The sequence below is a fragment of the Photorhabdus sp. P32 genome (assembly GCF_038085095.1).
GTDB classification, from domain to species: domain Bacteria; phylum Pseudomonadota; class Gammaproteobacteria; order Enterobacterales; family Enterobacteriaceae; genus Photorhabdus; species Photorhabdus luminescens.
This window is the reverse complement of record NZ_JAZGJN010000245.1, coordinates 15,318-33,865: the sequence shown is the minus strand read 5'-3', so window position 1 is coordinate 33,865 and position 18,548 is coordinate 15,318. Positions and strand designations below refer to the sequence as shown.

The 18,548-nt window shown below is 42.0% G+C and carries 22 protein-coding genes; 3 read left to right on the top strand and 19 right to left on the bottom strand.

Features of this window, described 5'->3' with window-relative positions:
* The first annotated feature begins 189 nt into the window (after positions 1-189).
* Both V2H77_RS08790 and V2H77_RS08785 read left to right on the top strand, forming a co-directional pair.
* On the top strand, positions 190-594 hold the full coding sequence (locus V2H77_RS08790) for a hypothetical protein (RefSeq protein ID WP_341498493.1): 405 nt from the start codon (positions 190-192) through the stop codon (positions 592-594).
* A 735-nt stretch (positions 595-1,329) separates the two neighbouring features.
* Complete coding sequence (locus V2H77_RS08785) at positions 1,330-1,776, top strand: hypothetical protein (protein ID WP_341498492.1); 447 nt, start codon at positions 1,330-1,332, stop codon at positions 1,774-1,776.
* A gap of 367 nt (positions 1,777-2,143) precedes the next feature.
* Here V2H77_RS08785 and V2H77_RS08780 read toward each other — a convergent pair whose 3' ends face one another.
* The gene (locus V2H77_RS08780) at positions 2,144-3,163 is read right to left on the bottom strand and encodes a hypothetical protein (RefSeq protein WP_341498491.1); all 1,020 of its coding nucleotides are present in this window, start codon (positions 3,161-3,163) and stop codon (positions 2,144-2,146) included.
* Between the two features lie 1,388 nt (positions 3,164-4,551).
* On the opposite strand from V2H77_RS08780, the gene cspE reads away from it, so the two are divergent.
* Positions 4,552-4,767 (top strand): transcription antiterminator/RNA stability regulator CspE, encoded by a 216-nt coding sequence (gene cspE / locus V2H77_RS08775; protein ID WP_021323801.1) that lies wholly within the window; start codon positions 4,552-4,554, stop codon positions 4,765-4,767.
* A gap of 237 nt (positions 4,768-5,004) precedes the next feature.
* Here cspE and V2H77_RS08770 read toward each other — a convergent pair whose 3' ends face one another.
* The 18 genes from V2H77_RS08770 to sctS form a co-directional block, all read right to left on the bottom strand.
* Positions 5,005-5,397, bottom strand: coding sequence for a CesT family type III secretion system chaperone (locus tag V2H77_RS08770; protein ID WP_265378786.1), 393 nt, complete (start codon positions 5,395-5,397; stop codon positions 5,005-5,007).
* Complete coding sequence (locus tag V2H77_RS08765; protein ID WP_341498490.1) at positions 5,394-6,329, bottom strand: YopT-type cysteine protease domain-containing protein; 936 nt, start codon at positions 6,327-6,329, stop codon at positions 5,394-5,396. The genes V2H77_RS08770 and V2H77_RS08765 overlap by 4 nt, the downstream gene beginning before the upstream one ends.
* A gap of 294 nt (positions 6,330-6,623) precedes the next feature.
* Entirely contained in the window at positions 6,624-7,241 is a 618-nt protein-coding gene (locus tag V2H77_RS08760) for an HrpE/YscL family type III secretion apparatus protein (protein ID WP_341498489.1), read from the bottom strand.
* Positions 7,220-7,846, bottom strand: a complete 627-nt coding sequence (locus V2H77_RS08755; RefSeq protein WP_341498488.1) for a Yop proteins translocation protein K — start codon at positions 7,844-7,846, stop codon at positions 7,220-7,222. The genes V2H77_RS08760 and V2H77_RS08755 overlap by 22 nt, the downstream gene beginning before the upstream one ends.
* The gene (gene sctJ, locus V2H77_RS08750; RefSeq protein ID WP_376712544.1) at positions 7,846-8,583 is read right to left on the bottom strand and encodes a type III secretion system inner membrane ring lipoprotein SctJ; all 738 of its coding nucleotides are present in this window, start codon (positions 8,581-8,583) and stop codon (positions 7,846-7,848) included. The genes V2H77_RS08755 and sctJ overlap by 1 nt, the downstream gene beginning before the upstream one ends.
* Before the next feature lie 6 nt (positions 8,584-8,589).
* On the bottom strand, positions 8,590-8,928 hold the full coding sequence (gene sctI, locus V2H77_RS08745; protein ID WP_132345819.1) for a type III secretion system inner rod subunit SctI: 339 nt from the start codon (positions 8,926-8,928) through the stop codon (positions 8,590-8,592).
* A 75-nt stretch (positions 8,929-9,003) separates the two neighbouring features.
* Positions 9,004-9,570, bottom strand: coding sequence for a YopR family T3SS polymerization control protein (locus tag V2H77_RS08740; RefSeq protein ID WP_341498487.1), 567 nt, complete (start codon positions 9,568-9,570; stop codon positions 9,004-9,006).
* Entirely contained in the window at positions 9,563-9,916 is a 354-nt protein-coding gene (locus V2H77_RS08735) for a YscG family type III secretion system chaperone (protein ID WP_341498486.1), read from the bottom strand. The genes V2H77_RS08740 and V2H77_RS08735 overlap by 8 nt, the downstream gene beginning before the upstream one ends.
* A 2-nt stretch (positions 9,917-9,918) precedes the next feature.
* On the bottom strand, positions 9,919-10,179 hold the full coding sequence (gene sctF / locus V2H77_RS08730; RefSeq protein WP_132345823.1) for a type III secretion system needle filament subunit SctF: 261 nt from the start codon (positions 10,177-10,179) through the stop codon (positions 9,919-9,921).
* Entirely contained in the window at positions 10,172-10,384 is a 213-nt protein-coding gene (locus V2H77_RS08725; protein WP_049582494.1) for an EscE/YscE/SsaE family type III secretion system needle protein co-chaperone, read from the bottom strand. The genes sctF and V2H77_RS08725 overlap by 8 nt, the downstream gene beginning before the upstream one ends.
* Positions 10,381-11,652 (bottom strand): type III secretion system inner membrane ring subunit SctD, encoded by a 1,272-nt coding sequence (gene sctD / locus V2H77_RS08720; protein WP_341498485.1) that lies wholly within the window; start codon positions 11,650-11,652, stop codon positions 10,381-10,383. Before sctD ends, V2H77_RS08725 begins: the two co-directional genes overlap by 4 nt.
* Entirely contained in the window at positions 11,649-13,502 is a 1,854-nt protein-coding gene (gene sctC / locus V2H77_RS08715) for a type III secretion system outer membrane ring subunit SctC (protein ID WP_341498484.1), read from the bottom strand. Before sctC ends, sctD begins: the two co-directional genes overlap by 4 nt.
* Complete coding sequence (locus V2H77_RS08710) at positions 13,490-13,912, bottom strand: YscB family type III secretion system chaperone (RefSeq protein ID WP_341498483.1); 423 nt, start codon at positions 13,910-13,912, stop codon at positions 13,490-13,492. The genes sctC and V2H77_RS08710 overlap by 13 nt, the downstream gene beginning before the upstream one ends.
* A 14-nt stretch (positions 13,913-13,926) precedes the next feature.
* Positions 13,927-14,763, bottom strand: a complete 837-nt coding sequence (locus V2H77_RS08705) for a T3SS regulon anti-activator ExsD domain-containing protein (RefSeq protein WP_341498482.1) — start codon at positions 14,761-14,763, stop codon at positions 13,927-13,929.
* A 114-nt stretch (positions 14,764-14,877) separates the two neighbouring features.
* Positions 14,878-15,696 carry a helix-turn-helix transcriptional regulator gene (locus tag V2H77_RS08700; RefSeq protein ID WP_049582489.1) on the bottom strand — a complete coding sequence of 273 codons (819 nt, stop codon included), beginning with the start codon at positions 15,694-15,696 and terminating at the stop codon, positions 14,878-14,880.
* A 747-nt stretch (positions 15,697-16,443) separates the two neighbouring features.
* The gene (gene sctU, locus V2H77_RS08695) at positions 16,444-17,499 is read right to left on the bottom strand and encodes a type III secretion system export apparatus subunit SctU (protein ID WP_341498481.1); all 1,056 of its coding nucleotides are present in this window, start codon (positions 17,497-17,499) and stop codon (positions 16,444-16,446) included.
* Positions 17,496-18,284 (bottom strand): type III secretion system export apparatus subunit SctT, encoded by a 789-nt coding sequence (gene sctT, locus V2H77_RS08690; RefSeq protein WP_341498480.1) that lies wholly within the window; start codon positions 18,282-18,284, stop codon positions 17,496-17,498. The genes sctU and sctT overlap by 4 nt, the downstream gene beginning before the upstream one ends.
* Positions 18,281-18,547 carry a type III secretion system export apparatus subunit SctS gene (sctS, locus tag V2H77_RS08685; protein WP_049582485.1) on the bottom strand — a complete coding sequence of 89 codons (267 nt, stop codon included), beginning with the start codon at positions 18,545-18,547 and terminating at the stop codon, positions 18,281-18,283. The genes sctT and sctS overlap by 4 nt, the downstream gene beginning before the upstream one ends.
* Between the last annotated feature and the right edge of the window lies 1 nt (position 18,548).

The following is an 18,548-nucleotide window of genomic DNA, read 5'->3' as shown; positions in this document are numbered from 1 at the left end:
AATTAGTATATTGTAATATTATCTTGTTTTTATTATGAAACATTATTCCTGAAAAAATATTTTTTTAATTTTATTGCTTAGATTGAGCTGTTTTGTAGAAAAAGGAGGTGATAAAAAATTGATTTATTAATTAAACTGGAAGTTTTTTATAAAATTTTTATTTAATTTATTAAAAAATAGGTGAATGAAATGTTAGAAAAAATTATTGATAGAATTGAATACACGTTTATTACAATGGTGAAAAATAACTTACTAAATAATGTGAAAGTAAGTATTGGAAACACGGCTCAACCACCAGGAGTTGTACCCGATAATTCTGCACGAGCAGCAGGTGCGCTAATTCGGTTAGCGGGTCCTGGTACAGATCCTAAAAATATACTTAAGTTCGTTATTGTGACAGATCTTCCGGAGAATAATCAGAAGATCTGGGTGTTTCAAGATTCAAGGAGAGAGGGAAACGTGATTATGTATCATGTCGGTGAAGATTTTATCTACAGAGAAGCAAAAGAAGTTCGAGGTAATAGTGTAGGTGGTATAAATAAATATTTGATAATTAATGAAGAAGATTCAGATATCGTTCTGACAATGTATTAATATAGGATGGTGAACTTCTTAAGTTAGAATTTTTATAGTATGAAGCAGATGTTTGAAATTACCTGTGTTGTTATTTTAGAAATAACTTAAATGATGCTCATTTTCGAAAATGAATGGATGATTTATACAGATAATAATATAGATAGTGAGGGACAGATTGGACTAATCAGTTGTTTCGTGAGTTTATCAAATTACAGAAGGGGAGGTTTTTAATTATTTCGTATTTTATCGTTAAGAGGGATTATTATCTAAAGATATTGTGTACAGAATGAGGAATTTAATTATGAAATGAGTTGTAATGCAACAATCATTAAAAAACTAAATCTAAGTCCATCTGTTTATTGAAGATTTTAGTTCTTATGGTTGTCAATTTTGTTATGAAATAATAATTAGTTCGAGGTAATGTATCTTATTTATATTATGAGATTTGCTTTGGGAATGAAAGTGTCCAATCTAATTGTTTAAAATAATTTAAAAATTTAGTGGACAAGAATAGCTCTTAAGCTATATTTAATCACTAATGTAACATGATGGATAAAAATAGTAATTTACTCTTGTAATAAAGAGTGAAGCTTACCATTAAAAATCATATTTAAATTTAAGGAGGCGGAAAAAGATTAATTCATCAACTTAATTAAATTAGATGTAATATTTTATATTTTTATGTGAATATTAATTTTATTCAAAACTTTATCATGATTTTTATTTAATTTATTAATTATATAGGTGAATGAAATGATGGAAAAAATAGATGGTGTTGACGCTCAGAAAATCCTTGATTCGTTAAAAGTTACAACTGTTAAAATGATTCAAAATACCCTAGAAGATGGGTTGCGTGCTACTGTTGATGACATGACGATATATCCGATTATAAATTCAGGATCTATGCAGTCTAGAAGTACGCCAATTCCATTGATAAACCGTCATAGTGATCCTAAAGATGTACTTCTATACAGCACTATAACTGATGACGTAGAAGATTCTCAGAATGTTTGGGTATTCCAAGATCTAGAAAGTGATCAAAATATTATTAAGTTTTATGTTGGTAAAGAGTTTCATTATGATCATGCGAAAGAAATGAGGGGCGTTAATGGGGGGGGTGGAGGCAAGCTTTTAATATTTAAGCTGAGTGATTCAGCAGATAAAGCATCTATTGTTCCGACAATATATGATGAGAAATAATGGTGTGCCGAGAAATATACTTTCTTGAATGATTCTGTCGTTTTTAAATTTTAGTTCAAAGTTACGCTTCATTAACTGACGCCAAACGCTTGGACAATTTAAACTAAGCGACAATTAAAGTCTGAGTCATATATTTAATGTGGCTCAGGCATTTTAATTTTTATTTAACCTAATGGTGATTGTCATCGTTAATATGTTCTTCCTGATATTGTTCTTTTAGGATGGATAGTAGAAAATGGGGTATGGTTTTTGGGGGATAATATAGAATATTGCAAATTTGCATTATTGATGTTGAGTGGTACAGTGCCTTATTCAGCATTGTACCATAAAGAAGAAAATTAATTCTTACTTGCTGCGTATTTTACATTTACTTTCGAGGTGATTGATATTCTGGTTTGAGTGATATTTTTATAGTTGTAACTTGATGGCCTTGGCGGATTGCAGTTCCATAGCTAACATTAAAATATTCTTGAACTCCTATTTTATCATCAAGAGCTATGAGTTTTTTACTAAATATTTTATCCCCGAAATTAGTATTCTTCGAGTCTGGGGTTGGGATATCAATCATTACTTTTCCTTTATTTTCTCCTTCTGTAGTAATGAAATGGAATAAACCCTCAGGATATTTTACATTGTCGAGATCAATCGGAAAATTGATTCCAGAAAAAGATGATATATTTAATAATGAAGCACCAGATCTGATATTAAATTTTGTCTTTCCTTCGTCTATACCATATCTTAACATTATACCGTTGTTAGATAAATTCACGATTGAATTATCATATATATTTATATTGCAATAATTAAAATTTCCATCGCCTAAGTAAAGGTCGCTACTTTCAAGAGTGAACTGAGATGATCCATGCAGATAAATATCACTTGCTAAGAAAATAAAAGCGGGAGAATTTGACTGTATCTTTTTTATTTGTTTTATTTCGAATTGACTGTTTCCTGACATTGTTAGTTTAGGTGATTTATTTTTGTCTAAAGTGATATAATCGATAAACATAAATACAGTTCCTGGATTTGTGATTTTTAAAATACCAGAATCTTTAAGATTAAAGCTGGCATTTTCAGCACACCCCAAATAAGCAACTGTATGATCCCTATTCTCTGATGTATAGTCTACTTTTAGTGTCCCGGCGGATATATCTAGGTTGAATATTTTACCATCATCAGCCATATTTCCATGAAATACTGGCCAATAAATAGATGTCTTATCAGAGTTATTTTGTAGTGTTAATATTTCACCTGGAGCTTCCATAGTAAAATTAGTGTTATCCTCTTTATCAAAGGAGTTAGATGGTGGTAGTTTGATGGTTTGGGTTCCATCTCTTTTAGTGTATGTCTGAGATATATCGGAGCTCCAAGTAAAATCTTTGCTCATTTTTAACTCCTCATAGGAATGAATATTTTTTCATAATTAAACATAATTAAAATAAATATAGTTCAAAATATGTGAATTTCAAGGCGTTGTACGATCTTATTTTATATTTTCTCATTTTTATCTTATTAAAAATAAATTCAATCGGAGTAATGTAGGTTAATTTTATTGTGATTTTGTTATTATTTTATGCTAACGGTAATATCAAGATATTTATCTATTTCACAGTAGGTTTTGAAATAGTATCATCACTGTATTGTAAAGTTAAATTTTAGTGCTGTTTGATTGGTATTTCCCCATATTGATTTATCGAATGAATAAATGTCTGGTTAATGAAACTTCATATTTAGTTATTAGAATCTTGTAAGAAAAATAGCATAATATCTAATGATAACCATTTGAAATTAATATGTGATTTTTTCATGTTATATTCTAATTGACTTATAATTATGTGGATAATGGACTACTTTTTTAGTGTGGATATATGAAATTCTCCCATCCACTAAGAATATTGATCATATGATTTTATTCAGAAATAAAATATTGCTTAAGAAAAATATTAACATATCTAAAATAGCCATGAAAAGCAATTTCAATTAGCTATAATAATGTATGTTGTCAATATCCGTTATATGAGAAATGCATGATTCTCTAAGGATACATAAATATGAAGAAGTTTATGTTAGGAGCATTACTTATCCGGATTGCGTCTGCCGCAAATGTAGGCAGTGGAGCCGATAAGTCTATTGAACTAACTGATCAAGATTATATTGCGCAATGGGATATATCTAGTGTTTCTATACATCACGGAAATAGGAGATAGTTTTTGCTCTATTTCAGCACTATGTCGTGCTGTTAATGGACAAGTTATCGATAACCGTACTCAGTTTTTCCCGTTTTTTAAGGTATCACAGCTCATGAACTGCAATGGTTATTTAAAGACTGATGGATGTTAACTTTGTTTTCATGAATCTCAGGCTACGGATTGTAGCCTGATTAGGTTGTTAGGGATAAATTGTAAATTTAAATCAGTTGCTATAACTTTGAAAAATAGGGGTTTGTAGATAAAAACTTTTTATAATTTAGTTAGTTATGGCTATGGTAAAACTATGCAATATGAACAAAGCAGCAATTTAGGAAAAGGTAAACACCAAATAGAAAAAAATAAATGAAATTAAAATTTGCTAATGACCAATCAATGTGATTTAATAGCGTCACTGGTTTGGAAGTACAGACCTATTTATGAAAAGAAAGTTAAAGCAGTTCACCATTTAGCGTTATCCCCGATACCACTTCATTGCGAATTCCTTCTAATTAGTACCCATAAGTAAAACTGAAAAACAGACCTCATAATGCCTTATGGCAACTTAATAAAATTAAAGGAAAATTCTATGTCTAATGCAATGACTGGCTCAGTAAAATGGTTCAATAACGATAAAGGTTTTGGCTTTATTTCTCCAAAAGATGGCAGCAAAGATGTATTTGTCCATTATTCAGCCATTCAGAGTAATAATTTCAAAACACTGGAAGAAGGGCAAGAAGTTTCATTCTCTATTGAGAATGGCGCTAAAGGTCCATCCGCAGTAAATGTTATCGTATTATCTTAATTTAACTGCTTAAATCTATTAGCGACTTTACGATAGCGATGAAGATAATATTCTGAGTAGTTAAAGTTGTTAATAAGTAAAAACCCGCTTAGTTGCGGGTTTTTTGCATGGTGACAGAGTAGTATTTTATTTGATTCTCCATTTGGTTTATTTAACTTTTACCTTACAGTTTAAAGAGGAACCAAATATTGAAGTTTCCATTGAACTTATATCCCGGTAGTGGCTTGTATTTAGCGATCAAACCCGCATCAAGGAAGGCGGCAGATTTTTAGGCTGTTGGGTTGTGTTAGGTGTCAGGCGTTGTTCAATATCATCAATAAATCGTTCTAACCAAGCTTGTAGTTCAGCTACATCTACTTCGGTCAAGGGGCGTTGCGACCATAGAATGGCTTGTCCATCCAAATCTCCCTGAACATGTGCGGGCCAATGTTGTCCAAAAAGGTTGTTGGCATGACTGACTTCGGACCCTAATTCGCAGAACAATTGTAGCCAGTTGTCGTGATAACAGCCAATCAATACCTGAAAACGTCCATCGACTTCCAGAGTGTAGATATCATCGTCAGTAGGAGATGCAGGTACGCCAAGTTTAGAGAATAGCGTTTCTATAAGCTGGTGATAGTTGTGTGTCATTGTGTTTTAGGCTCGAAGTTGAAAACGTAGAAATTTTGACCTAGTCCGATTTCCTTGTTGTACATGGATTTAGACCAGAAATCTTGAGAGAACCAGTTGGAGAATGAGGTTTTGTCCGGGAAGTTGAACTCGCCGAAGTTGGGATCGAAGAAGGTAACACCCTTCTGGTCATCTACATAGGCGGCTACGGTATGCCCGGCCATTTGTCCTTCGAAGCTGATCTTCTTGTAGCCTGATCCCTTATCACCGGTATCCAGGATGGCGTTTAATAGATCTTTTGTACCTTTGCTGCCAGTTTCGCCGCTTACTTCAAGTGGACTTCGTGGTTGGATACCGTTCTCACGGAGCCAGGATTCGGTTATTTGGCTTTGCTCGGCATATGGATCTAGACCATCCATCTGTAACTGCTTAATGGAAACCAGAGAATCGATATGAAACTGACCTTTTTGGCCGCCCACGTAGAGCTGATCGAAAACGCTTTCACCCTTGGCATGAGCGCTTATCCAGTGAGCGGATATGGATTCACAAACCCCGCCGGAGGTGTCACTATGTTTCATGATTTGGTCCAGAAAGGTACCTTTGGTCTGGGCGAACTTGAAAGTCACTTCGCCGCCGTGCTTATTGGCAGAATCTCGCACACTGCCTAACTTGGCGCTCACCGCAAAGTGAACAATTCTGTCCTTTATCATGCTGAACGAGAAGCGGCTCTCTTGATTCTTCTTGCCATCGGTGGTCAATTGGCGATCAAGCATGGAGTGGCCCGGTAGATTGCGTTGAATCGTCGCTGAAAGGCGCTCTAACAACCCTGGTCTTGGTGAAGAGACTTTCAGAGATTTACCCGACAGTTCGCCTTGTTGTTGATTAACCGCTGTAGTATCGAGCTGTTGGGTAGGAAATATTCTTTGGTGATTAATACCTGAGATGGGAGACAATGGTCACTCCTTAAATGGTTTCTTTTGAGATTATGCCAAGGGGTATACGCTTGGATATCAGATATACCCGTTATCTTTCAAGTTGCCTCTTTGTTGGCTGCACTCGCTCACCCCGGTCACATAGTTCGCTATGCTCCTGGGGATTCTCTCCCTTGCCGTCGCGATGCATCTTGAAATCCATAGGGTATAGAGTGAATCATAATGTTTTGTCGTAATAGAGAATATTAATAACGGCAGAAGAAATTTTCACTTTCCGTCGAAAACCGGTTACCTCTTTGAAACGTGATGGCGTCGTTAACTTTGCCATTGGTTATTGATGGCGGACATCAGCGCTTCTAATTGGCTATCCAAACTGGCATCAATGATCCCGACTTCCGTTTCTAAAATACAGCCCCCTTGATCGAGACGAGCATCGGCGGTGATCTCTAGATAGCCTATCTCAGGGAAATCTTTGTGTACCCGTGATATCTGTTCGCGTACTGCTGCGGCCTGTTCAGGATTGACGCGCAAGATAACCTGTTTTTGGTTACTGACTAATGACAGGGCTTCACGGGCCACCTGTAAGGTAAGAGAAACTTGGTCATAATTCTTTAGGATTTTGCGCACAGCCTGTAAGACCACATTGCTCATCTGTTGTTCGACTTGCCGGTAGTATTGTTGGCATTGCAACTGGGTTTGATGAATCAGATTAGCTTGTTCTGCACGGGCGGCATCAATACCTGCTTGCCAGCCTAGCTCTTTTTGTTGTTCATACACTGCCTGCGCGTCACGTTCAATTTCTTGTGCTTGCACCCGGGCGGCATCAAGCAGAGATTTGGCGCTAAGACAGGTCTGATAGTCCGCTTTACGCAGTATCTGGAGTTCAGGAGATAGTTGAAGATGCTCTGTTGTTATTTTAATAAATGGTAACATTCTGTGTTCACTTGTTTAGCCAATTTGAGACACAACGCTTGTGCCAATGGTCGTTCTGCCTGGCTGATAGGCCAGGCCGGAAGGTTTTCATGAGGGGGAAGCCGCAAATTCAGGCGCTTAGCGAAATCGATAGCAAGAGGTTCCATCGCCGTTAGCCAGAACTGTAAGGCACTGGTACGAAAATAGTTTGCATTGATTGCTGGTGGTAATGAGCGTTGCCAGCCAGTCGGCCAGTTGCCGATAATGATATCGAGATACTTTAAGCAGAAGCGATGCCCCTCTTTTCCTAGTGAATCGTGTAAGTGGCGAAGTTCTGTCGCCAACAGGCAATGGCGGATAGCTTGCCCGTGCAGTAAGGCTCCTAGCCAGGTAAGAAGTTGTTCTAAGCGCGATTGTTCTAACAGGGCGATATTTCCTAACCCGGTTGGTAATTCATAATCCACATTCAGATCGAATTGGGTTAGCAATAGCCCATTGAGCCTGGGAGAGTTCCGCCACTCAGGTAGGGAAGATAAAACTGCAAGCCATTCTGGTGATAGGTGGTCAGAATGAATATAGCTGGCAGGGCAAAACCGAAACTGATAGGGCGTTAGTGCTGTTGCCATTATTGCATCCTGCTTCGATGCCACAGGAATTGCGCCAGATTACTGACAAACAACAGGGCTAATAACAGCACCAACAGCCCGATCAGGCGCCCCTGTGATTCTTCAGTCACTTGGATAGAAAACAGCGTGGAGTAGCGTGGCGCCAACGGTACCTGACGCACGCCCGCTGCGGGCACTAACACGACACTGATCCGATCATAATTCAGACCTTCAATGCTGTTATTAACCAGTTGCTTGATCTGGGGAATGTAAGTGTCGAGTTGCACGTCCGCTGCGTGTTTGATAAACACCGAAGAAGAGGCTGGCGATAGTTTTTTACCCAGTTTGTCTTGCTCCTCGGGTAAAACAACGTGTACCCGCGCTACCAGCACGCCGTCGATCTCAGAAAGCGTTCGGGCGATCTCCTGTGCTTTGGCGAAGTTGAGCCGAGCCCGCTCTTCTATTGGCGAGGAGATAAGGCCGTCTTTGGGAAAGACATCTTGCAACGAAGAGAAGTTCTCCCGTGGATATCCTTTACGTTTGAGCACTTCAACAGCTTGTGCTACATCAGACTCTTCGACTAACAGTTTTATATTGCCATCTTTGTCTGGCTGCTTATCAGAGGAAATGCCCGCTTCCCTGAGCAAGGCTAACATTTCGTTGCCTTCTTTTTGGCTGACACCGGTGTAGAGTTCGATTTTACAGCCAGTTAGCATCAGGACAGCGAGCATAACGCAAATTATATAGTGTTTCTTCACAGCTCCTCACTGGGCTTTCATTAGGGTTTCAATGTTTTGATTAAGTCGTCCTACCGTTTTGGCAATCAGCTCTTCTTGCAGGGTGATTCGCATCAGAGACCACTGCATTTGCATCAGGCTGTTAGGATCGTTACCAGAGACGGCTAGCTGTGCTTCCAACTCTTGTTTAGCCTGAGTGAATTGTTGTCTGAGCTGACCCAATTCATTGATCAGATTGTTTTCAATCCCTTGATCTTGATTGGACATAGCATGTTCAAAACTCGCAATATTTTCGGCACTGGCCTGAGATGTGTTGAGTTCATCCAAGCTGGTTATCAGTGTCTCGCTTATCTGTGGTAGATCCATTGTTCCTCCGAATTTGAGGTGTGTTGAGTTTATTTAGGTTGTCTATCCTTGTGTTACGATGTTGTGGCTGGTCCATTATTCTTCCAAATCAGGTTTGTGTGAGTTTTGCATCATGTTCGTCACCATACCATTAAGGGGGATCAGCGTTTTTAACTCCCGTTTGATAAGGTCAGTCAGGTACTCATGGCCAGGAATAGGCTTAATTTTGCCAAGTACCTCAAGAAGAACTGTCTGCTGTTGTTGACCGGTGGGGGCGAATTCACGAACAATTTTTTTAAGTTCTGGTAGATCCAGTGGTGGCTTGATTTCGCCTGTTAAACCACCAAACTGCGACCATAGGCGCTCTTGTACCGGGGCAATCAGCTTGGCCTCCAACTGAGCACGTTGGGACGGCTGTTTATCAGACGATAAAGCCTGATACCACTGCCATATCACTTTGCGTTGTGTCGCTGGATCGAAGTCGCCTAAAACGTTTTCCAGCGGTTCTCCCTGAAGCCAGCGTTGTTGGCGCTCTTTCAACATTTGCTGATCAGGCGTAGTTTTCAGTGCCTGTTCAAAGCTATGCTGATGCCCTGAACTGACCGAAGGCTGTACCGTTGGTTGCGGCATGGTGTTATGGGACGGTCCTTCAATCCTAACCATGAGCCAGTTGTTCCCGCATGCCGTCAACAAAGGAGAGTAGTTGTGGATCGTCGCTGCCCGCCATTCGCGTCAGTCTTTGTTCCAGGGCTGATGCCAGCCCCAGACGCCACTCACACAAAGCTAACCACGGCTCTAGACTGGGCCAGGGAAGATCCCGGCCAAAATCCAGAGCCTGTTGATATTTGCCTTGATTCGTCAAAGAAGAGAGTCGAATCAGGTTTGCTGCTTCTTGTCCTTCTTCGATTGACATCAACCAATCAGCAATAATATTGGCTTCGTCATGGCAGTGATGGCCGCTTCCAACCAGAGCGATATCTGCCAGTAGCCCTTTGAGTGAACGTGTCATGATTAGATCTTCTGTAATATACCCTGCATCAGGTCTTTCATAGCCCGAGTGACAGTGGAGTTAATGTTGTAGATTACCGACCACTTGTTGATTTTGTGTTGTAAATCAGCCAGCAAAGCGGGGTTATCAGGGCCTGTCGCGGTACTGAGGGCGGTGACTGCTGCATCGACGTCTGCGTTGGCTGCGTTAGCTTTTACTTTTAACTGGTCAGCAACTTTATCGAGGGTATTCACTGTTGTTGCGGAGGTGAAAATTTCAGCCATGATGGTTTCCTTCTGTTGTGTTAAGTATTGTGATTGCGGCTTGGATGGCATCAGCCTCCAGTTGCCATTGTTGGTATTCTTGTACTGAACCGCCGCGTCTCAGGCGTTGTTTGATATCGTTCAGCGCTTGAGCGAGACGGTGTTGCATTTCGTTGACATAAGTGGGATCAGCACCAAACAGTCGTGCTTCCAGGGATGTCATCATGAAGCTGGGCTCCTGTTAAGTTTGACGATAAATTGTTGTCCACCCTTGATAATAACAATCGCATCTTGATGGATGGCTTCGATTCTTAAACCGTTTTCTGTGGTTGCGCCAACCGGGTAACGTAGGTTGTTTTTAAGTACCACATAGGGTACACGCCCGAAGGAAACGGCCCGGACGTCGAAATTGAGTTCATCATTGCGGGTGAGCTGTTTATTATTCAGCAATACCAGTGCTGGTCGGCTGCCGAACTCTTGTTTAAATACCTGTTGTAAGCGGTAGAAGTTATGCGTCTGGTGTTCATCCAATTGACCTGTAAACTCAATGCGATCATTTTTATCCTTGTAGATCAGCGTGTCGGGTAAATCATGTTTAGCCAATAACATATCCAGTCGCTTGAGGTGATTACCGGTGAACTTGGTCTGGTTTTCTATGCCGAGTAAGCCCGGAACATCACGTTTGAGTAGTGACTCGATATCGTTCCATTGCTGGCTGGTATCAGTGACTTCTCCCGTAAGGCGGACCCAACCGGGTTGTTTGCCATTACTGCTCTGGACTTGGGCATAGCCTAATTTTTGTAAAATGAAATCCACCCCCTGACGTAGCTCTTCCATAGTACGTAACTCCAGTCGGTAACTGAGAGAGTGAACATCAAGATACTGTTGCAGCGCTAGCCGTTGTTGGTTGAGGTTCACATAACCTTTGAGTAACAGCGGACCGTGATCGGGCATCATTTGTACGCTCACCTGGCGATAGGCTGAATCGCCATTGAGAAAACGGCGTAGTTCTTGCTCGGCGAGGCCATTAGACATGTTGCTCCTTTGCCATCCTTCATGCCCAAGCAATGCCAGAAGACCGAGTGCCAATACCAGACAAAGTATCAACATCCCGCCTGCTACCCGGCTGCGATTTTGGCGGGCAGGGCGCTGGCGTGGTGCAGCCGTCGGTTCAGCGAGTTGGCTTGGAAATACATGTTGTTGGTCACAAAAAGCCCACAACAACGGGCCAGCCTCCTGACGGGCCAATGCTTGCAATGTGGCGCCCGATGATAGCGGTTCGCCATTCTGACTTGGTGCGACTTCACCGGCCCATTCCAACAGGCGAATTGAGTCTGGTTCGACTTCTAAGATGAGATGCACAGGAGCAACATCTTCATCCACCAGAACAATATCTGCCTGTAGGGGGTCTGAGCCGATGGCTAAACGCCCCTCAGCTAAATTGACCTCAATACTTTTATTTAGTCCGCGGTAAAAGCGAATTTTCCAACTCATTGGTTCGCCTTATTTTGCGCACGAACACACCAGGTTTCCTTCAATGAACATTGTTGTTCAATGATTCGCCATCCGTAAGTTTTACCCATTCGGCATGAGTCTAAATATGAACTTTTACCGGCTTGCCGTAGGGTTTCTTGTACTTGACGGGCCGAGGATAATGGTTGGCATTGTGCACTAGCCAATGCTTTATTCAGCGATAAGCTCTGATTAGAGATATCTTGCGTTGCCAGTAATTTAGGACGGAGATCTTGTCCGTTACCGAGAGCGAGATAATGGGCTATCCCACTATCAATCAGACGTGGTTCAATAATGAATAAGCGTACTGATCGCCGAACTTGCTCGCTGGTATTGCGAAACAAGACGCCCAGATAGGGGATATCGCCTAAAAATGGCACCTTGCGTGTTGTTTGGTTCATTTCGTCGCGGTAGATACCGCCGATCAGCAAACTTTGCCCATGCCCAACTCTGGCGACGGTATCGACAACGGTTCGGCTGATAGTCGGGATGCCATCCCGGCCTAAGCTATTAGGTTTCTGGTTACCATCCTCAATATGCAGGTCTAAACTGATTTCAGGAGAATCTCCGACTTGGATGACTCTAGGGATCATGCGTAGCATGGTGCCATAGGTAAGGCTTTTAAGTTCGGCAACCCGTTCACCATTCACTTTCACGTAGTAGGTTTCATTGTTGTCAATGACGGCTTGCGTATTCTCCTGTGTTAAAAGCGTTGGGCGGGAAATCACCTGAGCGCTTCCTTTACTTTCTAGCAAAGTTATTTTGGCGAGCAGGTAATCCAGACCACGGCGATCGACCAGGCTACCTAATGCGGCTGAACCGATGCTTTCGCCTTTTTCCTTGCCCTCCTTTTTTTCCCCTGCGGAGGTGGTGATATCAATAATGTGGCGAGGCCCAGTGTTGATGCCGACTTGCCAATCAACCCCCAGTTCTGAAAGATTGTTAGCGTCGATATCGACGATGGAAAGAGCAACTTCAATCCGGGCGGAGGGTTTGTCCAGTGCGTTGATCAAATGGGCGTACATGGACATTCTTTCCGGGTTATCCCGTACAATAATGGCATTTAGGGAGGGTTCTGCCTGTACGACAGCGCGGCTTGAATAGTTCCCTCCCATAGAAGAAGATGATGCTTCGCCAGTAACAGCGGTCACATTGGTATCACTGAGCAGACGGGAGAGAATGGTGGCTATGCCAGGCGCCTCAATACTGGTGTCACGATATTGAATCTTGCGATCGACCACTGAGGCGTATTTGAGCGGGAAAATTTCCACGGTCAAGGCGCCCGTTTTTTCGCTACGCAGCAATGATTGCTGTTCCAGTGCAGATGCTGTTTGATCAACCAGTTCGAGATAACGGGGAGGGCCTGATACGTAAACCAGTTGGTTGCTTGGATCAGGCCGCCAGCCAAAGCGCGGTTCCCAAATACCGGAACGTTTTAGGGCTTGCTGTAGCTCCGTTGCGTTAGTTTGTTCAAGCTTAAGCAGGCGCGATTGTATTTCACTGTTTTTGAATACATACAGCACGCTGCCGTCGTAGTACCAAACCAGATTATAGAGAGAAGATAAATGTTGCAGGAATTCCTGTGGAGTATCCTGCTCAAAATAGCCGTTAACCTGATCGGTCACCTTATCACTGACAACCACTGAGGCTTCATAATTAGCACCGAAATTAACCAGTACATCCCGCAGGCTTTCTCCTTTTGCCAGATAGTGATAAGGCGTAGGAAACCAATCTAGATCTTGGCTATAAGCAGAGGGGAGTATCACACCGCTGATACTCAACGACAACAGTAAGGAACGGCACAGCCGTTGGAACGGTTTCATGGCTGCCATATTGCCTGTTTCCATTGCGGGACGGATTGGGTTTCCGACAATAGGGTCATGACTTGTTCCAGTAAATCAACGTGCAGAGTTAGCATTTGTTCCAGTATTTGAACATCCAAACTATCAAGGTTAAGGCGTGCTTCCAGAATAAGATTCTCTGATTCATCTAAGGTCAGCGCGTGGGGAGCATAGCGTCCCCAACGTGTAACCTGTTGCAATAGTCTTTTCAGTAGTTCAGCGCTTGACGGATCTTTTGGATTATGACGCCAGCTTAGCGGGCTGGATAACACAAGTTCAGTTCCCTGTTGGCGAAGAAACAGGTTGTAGTTATCAATGTGCAAATGGTAATGCCCTTGTCTATCGGAAACGAAAGGCTGCTGGCCCAAGCGACTGGCCAAATGATTGAGTAGAGTTTGCATGTTTCCTCTAATAATTAGGTCGTCGTCGATTGCCAATAAAAACTGTCCTGTGGCAGGCAAAGAACACGGGCGCAAAGCCATTTTTGCAAGTGAATGGCCGACTCGCTGTCATGTTCTAAAGCGGTTAGCCACGCCCAACAGGATGACAGTGCTTCGGGAACCGGTGTAAAAGTGGTTAGGTCGTTGCCAGTCTGGAGTGCGTCCAGCCCGGTAAACCAGTTGGGCCATGCTTCGCGAGCCTGGGTTTCCGTTGTCAACAGCAGTTTTTCTAATAGTTGTTTGCGTTGGTTAAGCGCGGTTTGCAAAGATATAACCTCTTGATGATGTTGTTCCCGGCATTGAGATGAGATATTTTCAGCTTGCTGCCAAAAATGCGTTTTAGCACGCAGTTGCCGCTCTTGGATCTGTAACTGATCAAATTCAGTGAACCAGAAATCTATCTCTGGCTCCAACAGACGGAGCCACCAGTCAAATAGCGGCTGTAATACCCAATGCTGTAAAAGATGTCTGTCAGCCAAGTTTATGCGGTCGCCCAATACCTTATTCCAGTCACATTCTGGTTCTGCCGCCGCTCTGATGAGCTGTTGTAGGTCATCACGCCGCAAAGCTTGTCCGCAATTTAACCGTCTACGAAACCAAACGGACTTCATCAAGCTTTCCAGCAGATGTCTGGGTAGCAAGCGTTGTAATAAAATAAACTGTTGGCTATTAATAATGTCTCTATTCTGATACTGAATAGCCGATGATTTTCCGAGTAACTGATCCCGGCGTGGAATTCCCGACTGCATAACAGAGATCTTGCGGCCGAGAAACATGCTGGTTCGAGTCTGATTATGTTCTTGCTGGCTCATGCTATGCTCATCTTGCTGCTAGTCACTCTTGTCGATTAAATTAGGAATAGCCTTATTTTATCTGTCAGGCCAATAGTTAACTTGTAAAAAACGTCAGATTATTTTAGCCCATCGTTACTCTTTGCCATACCTGGCTCGACTGGGGGTGCAATTAAAGCGTCTCCGATAGCTTTGAGTGAAGTAGGATTGGCTGGAGAATCCCGCTTCCATTGAGATATCAACAATACTCATCTCGCTATTGAGTAGTAACTGGTGTGCATAAAGAATACGGCGTTCACTGATCCAGGCGCGTGGTGATATTCCATATACTGAACGGAACAACTCCTTGAAGGTGGTTAATCCCATACCAAATTCTTTAGCGAATTCACTGAGTTTCCACTCCTTAAGGTAATGGTTTTCCATAAAACTCTGCAAACGTTCCACTTGGCGGTTGCTCAATTGTCGTAATACTGACATGAGCAAAGTACCCTGTTCTCCAAATGCTAGTAACAATAGCAATTCTTCTGTTCTGAGTTGGCCCAATGCTGCGGGGTAATCATGAGCCAGTAGATCCACCAGCCCATTTATACTTTGAGACAACAAAGGCGATGAGGTAAGTGCAATTAATTCGGGTGTTGGCATATTGTGCCGCTCGACCTCACTGAGCAAAGTACCAAAACGTTGCAGAAAACCGTGGAGAAAAGTAGTGCTTAGAGGCAACCAGAGTAACTTACAGGTATCACTACGCGTTTTTGCTGCATAACTGCCACGACGAACAAAAAGCAGTTCGTTGTGGGAGATATCGTAGGTATTGGTACTATCCTGCCATGTCATTTCACCTTCGAGCAGGATATATATCCCTTCCTGAGGATGTTCTATAACGTTAAAGGCAGGCATGCTACGTTGGAATAGCGAGATATCCATTCCCTTCCCTGATGTTGTGATGCCGTTCATTCTATTGTCCTGGACCTGTTGGTGTATGTCTTAAAAATACAAATCACATTATTATTATTAATAGATATTTTCTTTGGTTTCGCTGTCTGAAATAGACAGGAAGAATAGTTTATGTATTTAACCTGATGGTTAACTATAGCACCTTTTAATTAAAATGGTTTTTACTCGTGGGCCTATTATGTTCCTTGGTCCAGATACCGTATTATTCTCACGTTTTATAAACACTTTATAAACGAAGAGTGAAAAGCGATCAATTTTTCACACGATAACGATTGCTTATAAATTTTGCACCCTGAGTCATAAACCGAGTCTTTTGTCTTGATTGATATTGATAGTTATCTCCTTATTATTCAGACAATCTATTGGTAATTCAGAATATGTTAGTAATTGTAATGAGTAATGGCTAGGGTAATATTAACGAATCAATAGCTATAGAAGTCAGCGCAAAGTGAAATTCAAATAGCTACGCGTAATATAAATCACTTATTAATAAATTCAATCTGGTTTCAGCTATTTGATCAATCGATAAAAACATAAAATCAACCTAACCGAATTGGATTGTTTATTACAATATTGTTTAAGTAATGTTGGGTTATTAGCAGTAATTTTTATTTATATTAAATTTGTTGTTATTATGTGATTGAATCGTAATAATTAAGAAACAAATCTGAATTATATTTCATTTGTATTGAACATTGGCGAAATATTTTTAATGCCAATGTTCAGTTCGTATATGCGAGTGGCGAGTTACAGCTCAGGAGCACGATCTTGCCACTGCTCTAGCCAGCGTAAAACTTCTGCGGTAGCTTGGATGAGATCGGCAGGAATATAGTGGTCGATCAGGCCATCCTGATAAAGCGCACGTGCCAGAGGAATCCGTTGTAACACCGGAATACCTTCTTCTTCGGCAATACGTCGAACTTGTAGGGCCTGAGCATCGGTGAACTTGAGCGTGATAAGGGGTAACGGTGTTTCCCCTTTCTTATAACGGATACCTACGGCAATGTGAGTTGGGTTGGCGACGATCACTGATGAATTCTTGACGCTAGCGCGCATATTGCTTGATTGTAATTCTTGGTGAAATTGGCGTCGTTTGCTTTTGATCTCTGGGCTGCCTTCACTCTCTTTATATTCCCGTTTAACCTCGTCTTTGCTCATTTTAAGCTGTTTAATATGTTGGTAGTGTTCAAAGGCATAATCGGCAATAGAGATTACGATAAGCCCCATGCCGCATACGGTCATGAGCTGGGTTAACATGATTCCGAGTACAGGGATAATGCATTTTTCCCCACATTCCGGTAGGTTCAGCAGCGCTTGTAGATTGCCTGCCAGAGTCACCCAGACCAAGGTACAGAGCAGCCCCACTTTGAGTATCGATTTGATGAATTCCACCAGGCTCTTGATAGAGAAGATTCTCTTAGCGCCTTCAACAGGATTGATCTTCTTAATATCTGGCTTGATGGAATGTCCGCTCAGTAGAAAACCGTATTGGGCGAAGTGTGATGCCAACGATAGCAAAGCGGAAACGCCCAGAATTGGCAGGCAGAGGTAGACTAGTTCCTGCATCAAGTTTTCAACCACATGGTTTAAGGCTTGGGGAAAGGGTTTATCCAGCAGATTAGCCGGGATCAGCATCAGTTTACTCAGATGCTCTAAATAGTATTCAGACATGACCATCATCATGCCGATTAGCCCCAAGATTAAGGAGGTAGAGACGACTTCGTTACTTTTGGTTACTTGGCCTTTCTTCCTGGCATCTCTGAGTTTCTTCGGGGTAGGCTTTTCCGTCTTTTCTCCACTCATGGCGCCTCCAGGATAGGGATTAACATGCGCACTGGGGAGAGAATTAACAGCACTTTATCGTAGGCATGATGCATCAATAACTGGATATAGATAACCAGTAACAGGCTGGCAATTGCGCTTTTGATTGGCATTGCTAGCACGAAAACATTGAGAGAAGGAGCGAAACGGCTAATCAGCGCTAGCCCGAATTCCGCCAGAAACATGGCGACTAGCAAAGGAGCGGCCATCAGGGCGCAGAGTTTCAGCAGATAACTAAACTGGCCGTAGAAAAAATGGAGCCACTGGTTGGTGACGTGGGGGAAAAACTGTGTTACCGGCCAACTGTTATAACTTTGAAATAAAGCGCCAAGCAGACTAAGAAAAGCGCCGCCAGAGAAAAAAAGTGTGATCAGTGTTTGAGTCAATAGCAGACCCGTGGGTGAGGTTTGACTTCCCAGAGAAGGGTTGAGCACTGACGCCATTGTTGCTCCCCGTTGGTTATCTATAATAAAACCAGTGGCTTCCATTGCCCAAAATGGAATAGAAGCAATAAAGCCGATGAGTAGACCAAGCAGAACTTCCTTACCGAGCAACAGTGTCAACTCTAGGCTAGCTAATGTGGGCAACTGACTGCCTGCTACTGTTGGGTAAGCATAAAGGGCTAATGAGCAAGCTACGCCGTTGCGGATTAATCCACCACCTAGCATCTGTTTGCTGAGCACAGGAAATATCACAAAGCAACTCATGATGCGAGGTAACAACAGGGTATAAGCCAGCATTTGCTGCTGGAGTTCTGGTAAGGTCATTTGATCAGCGGCACCTTAAGAAAGGTCATATTGGCGAAGCTATAGAGTTCGTTGCCAAGCCAGGTAGCTGTAGCGAACAGGGTGATAATGACCGCAACTAATTTGATGACAAAACCCAATGTTTGTTCTTGTATTTGAGTGAGCGCTTGGATCAACGAGACCAATGTTCCCACTGCCGCAGCCATGAGTACCGGCGGCAGGGAAAGGATTAACACTAACCAGAGAGATTGGCTGGTGAAATGTAAAATATCAGCATTGCTCATA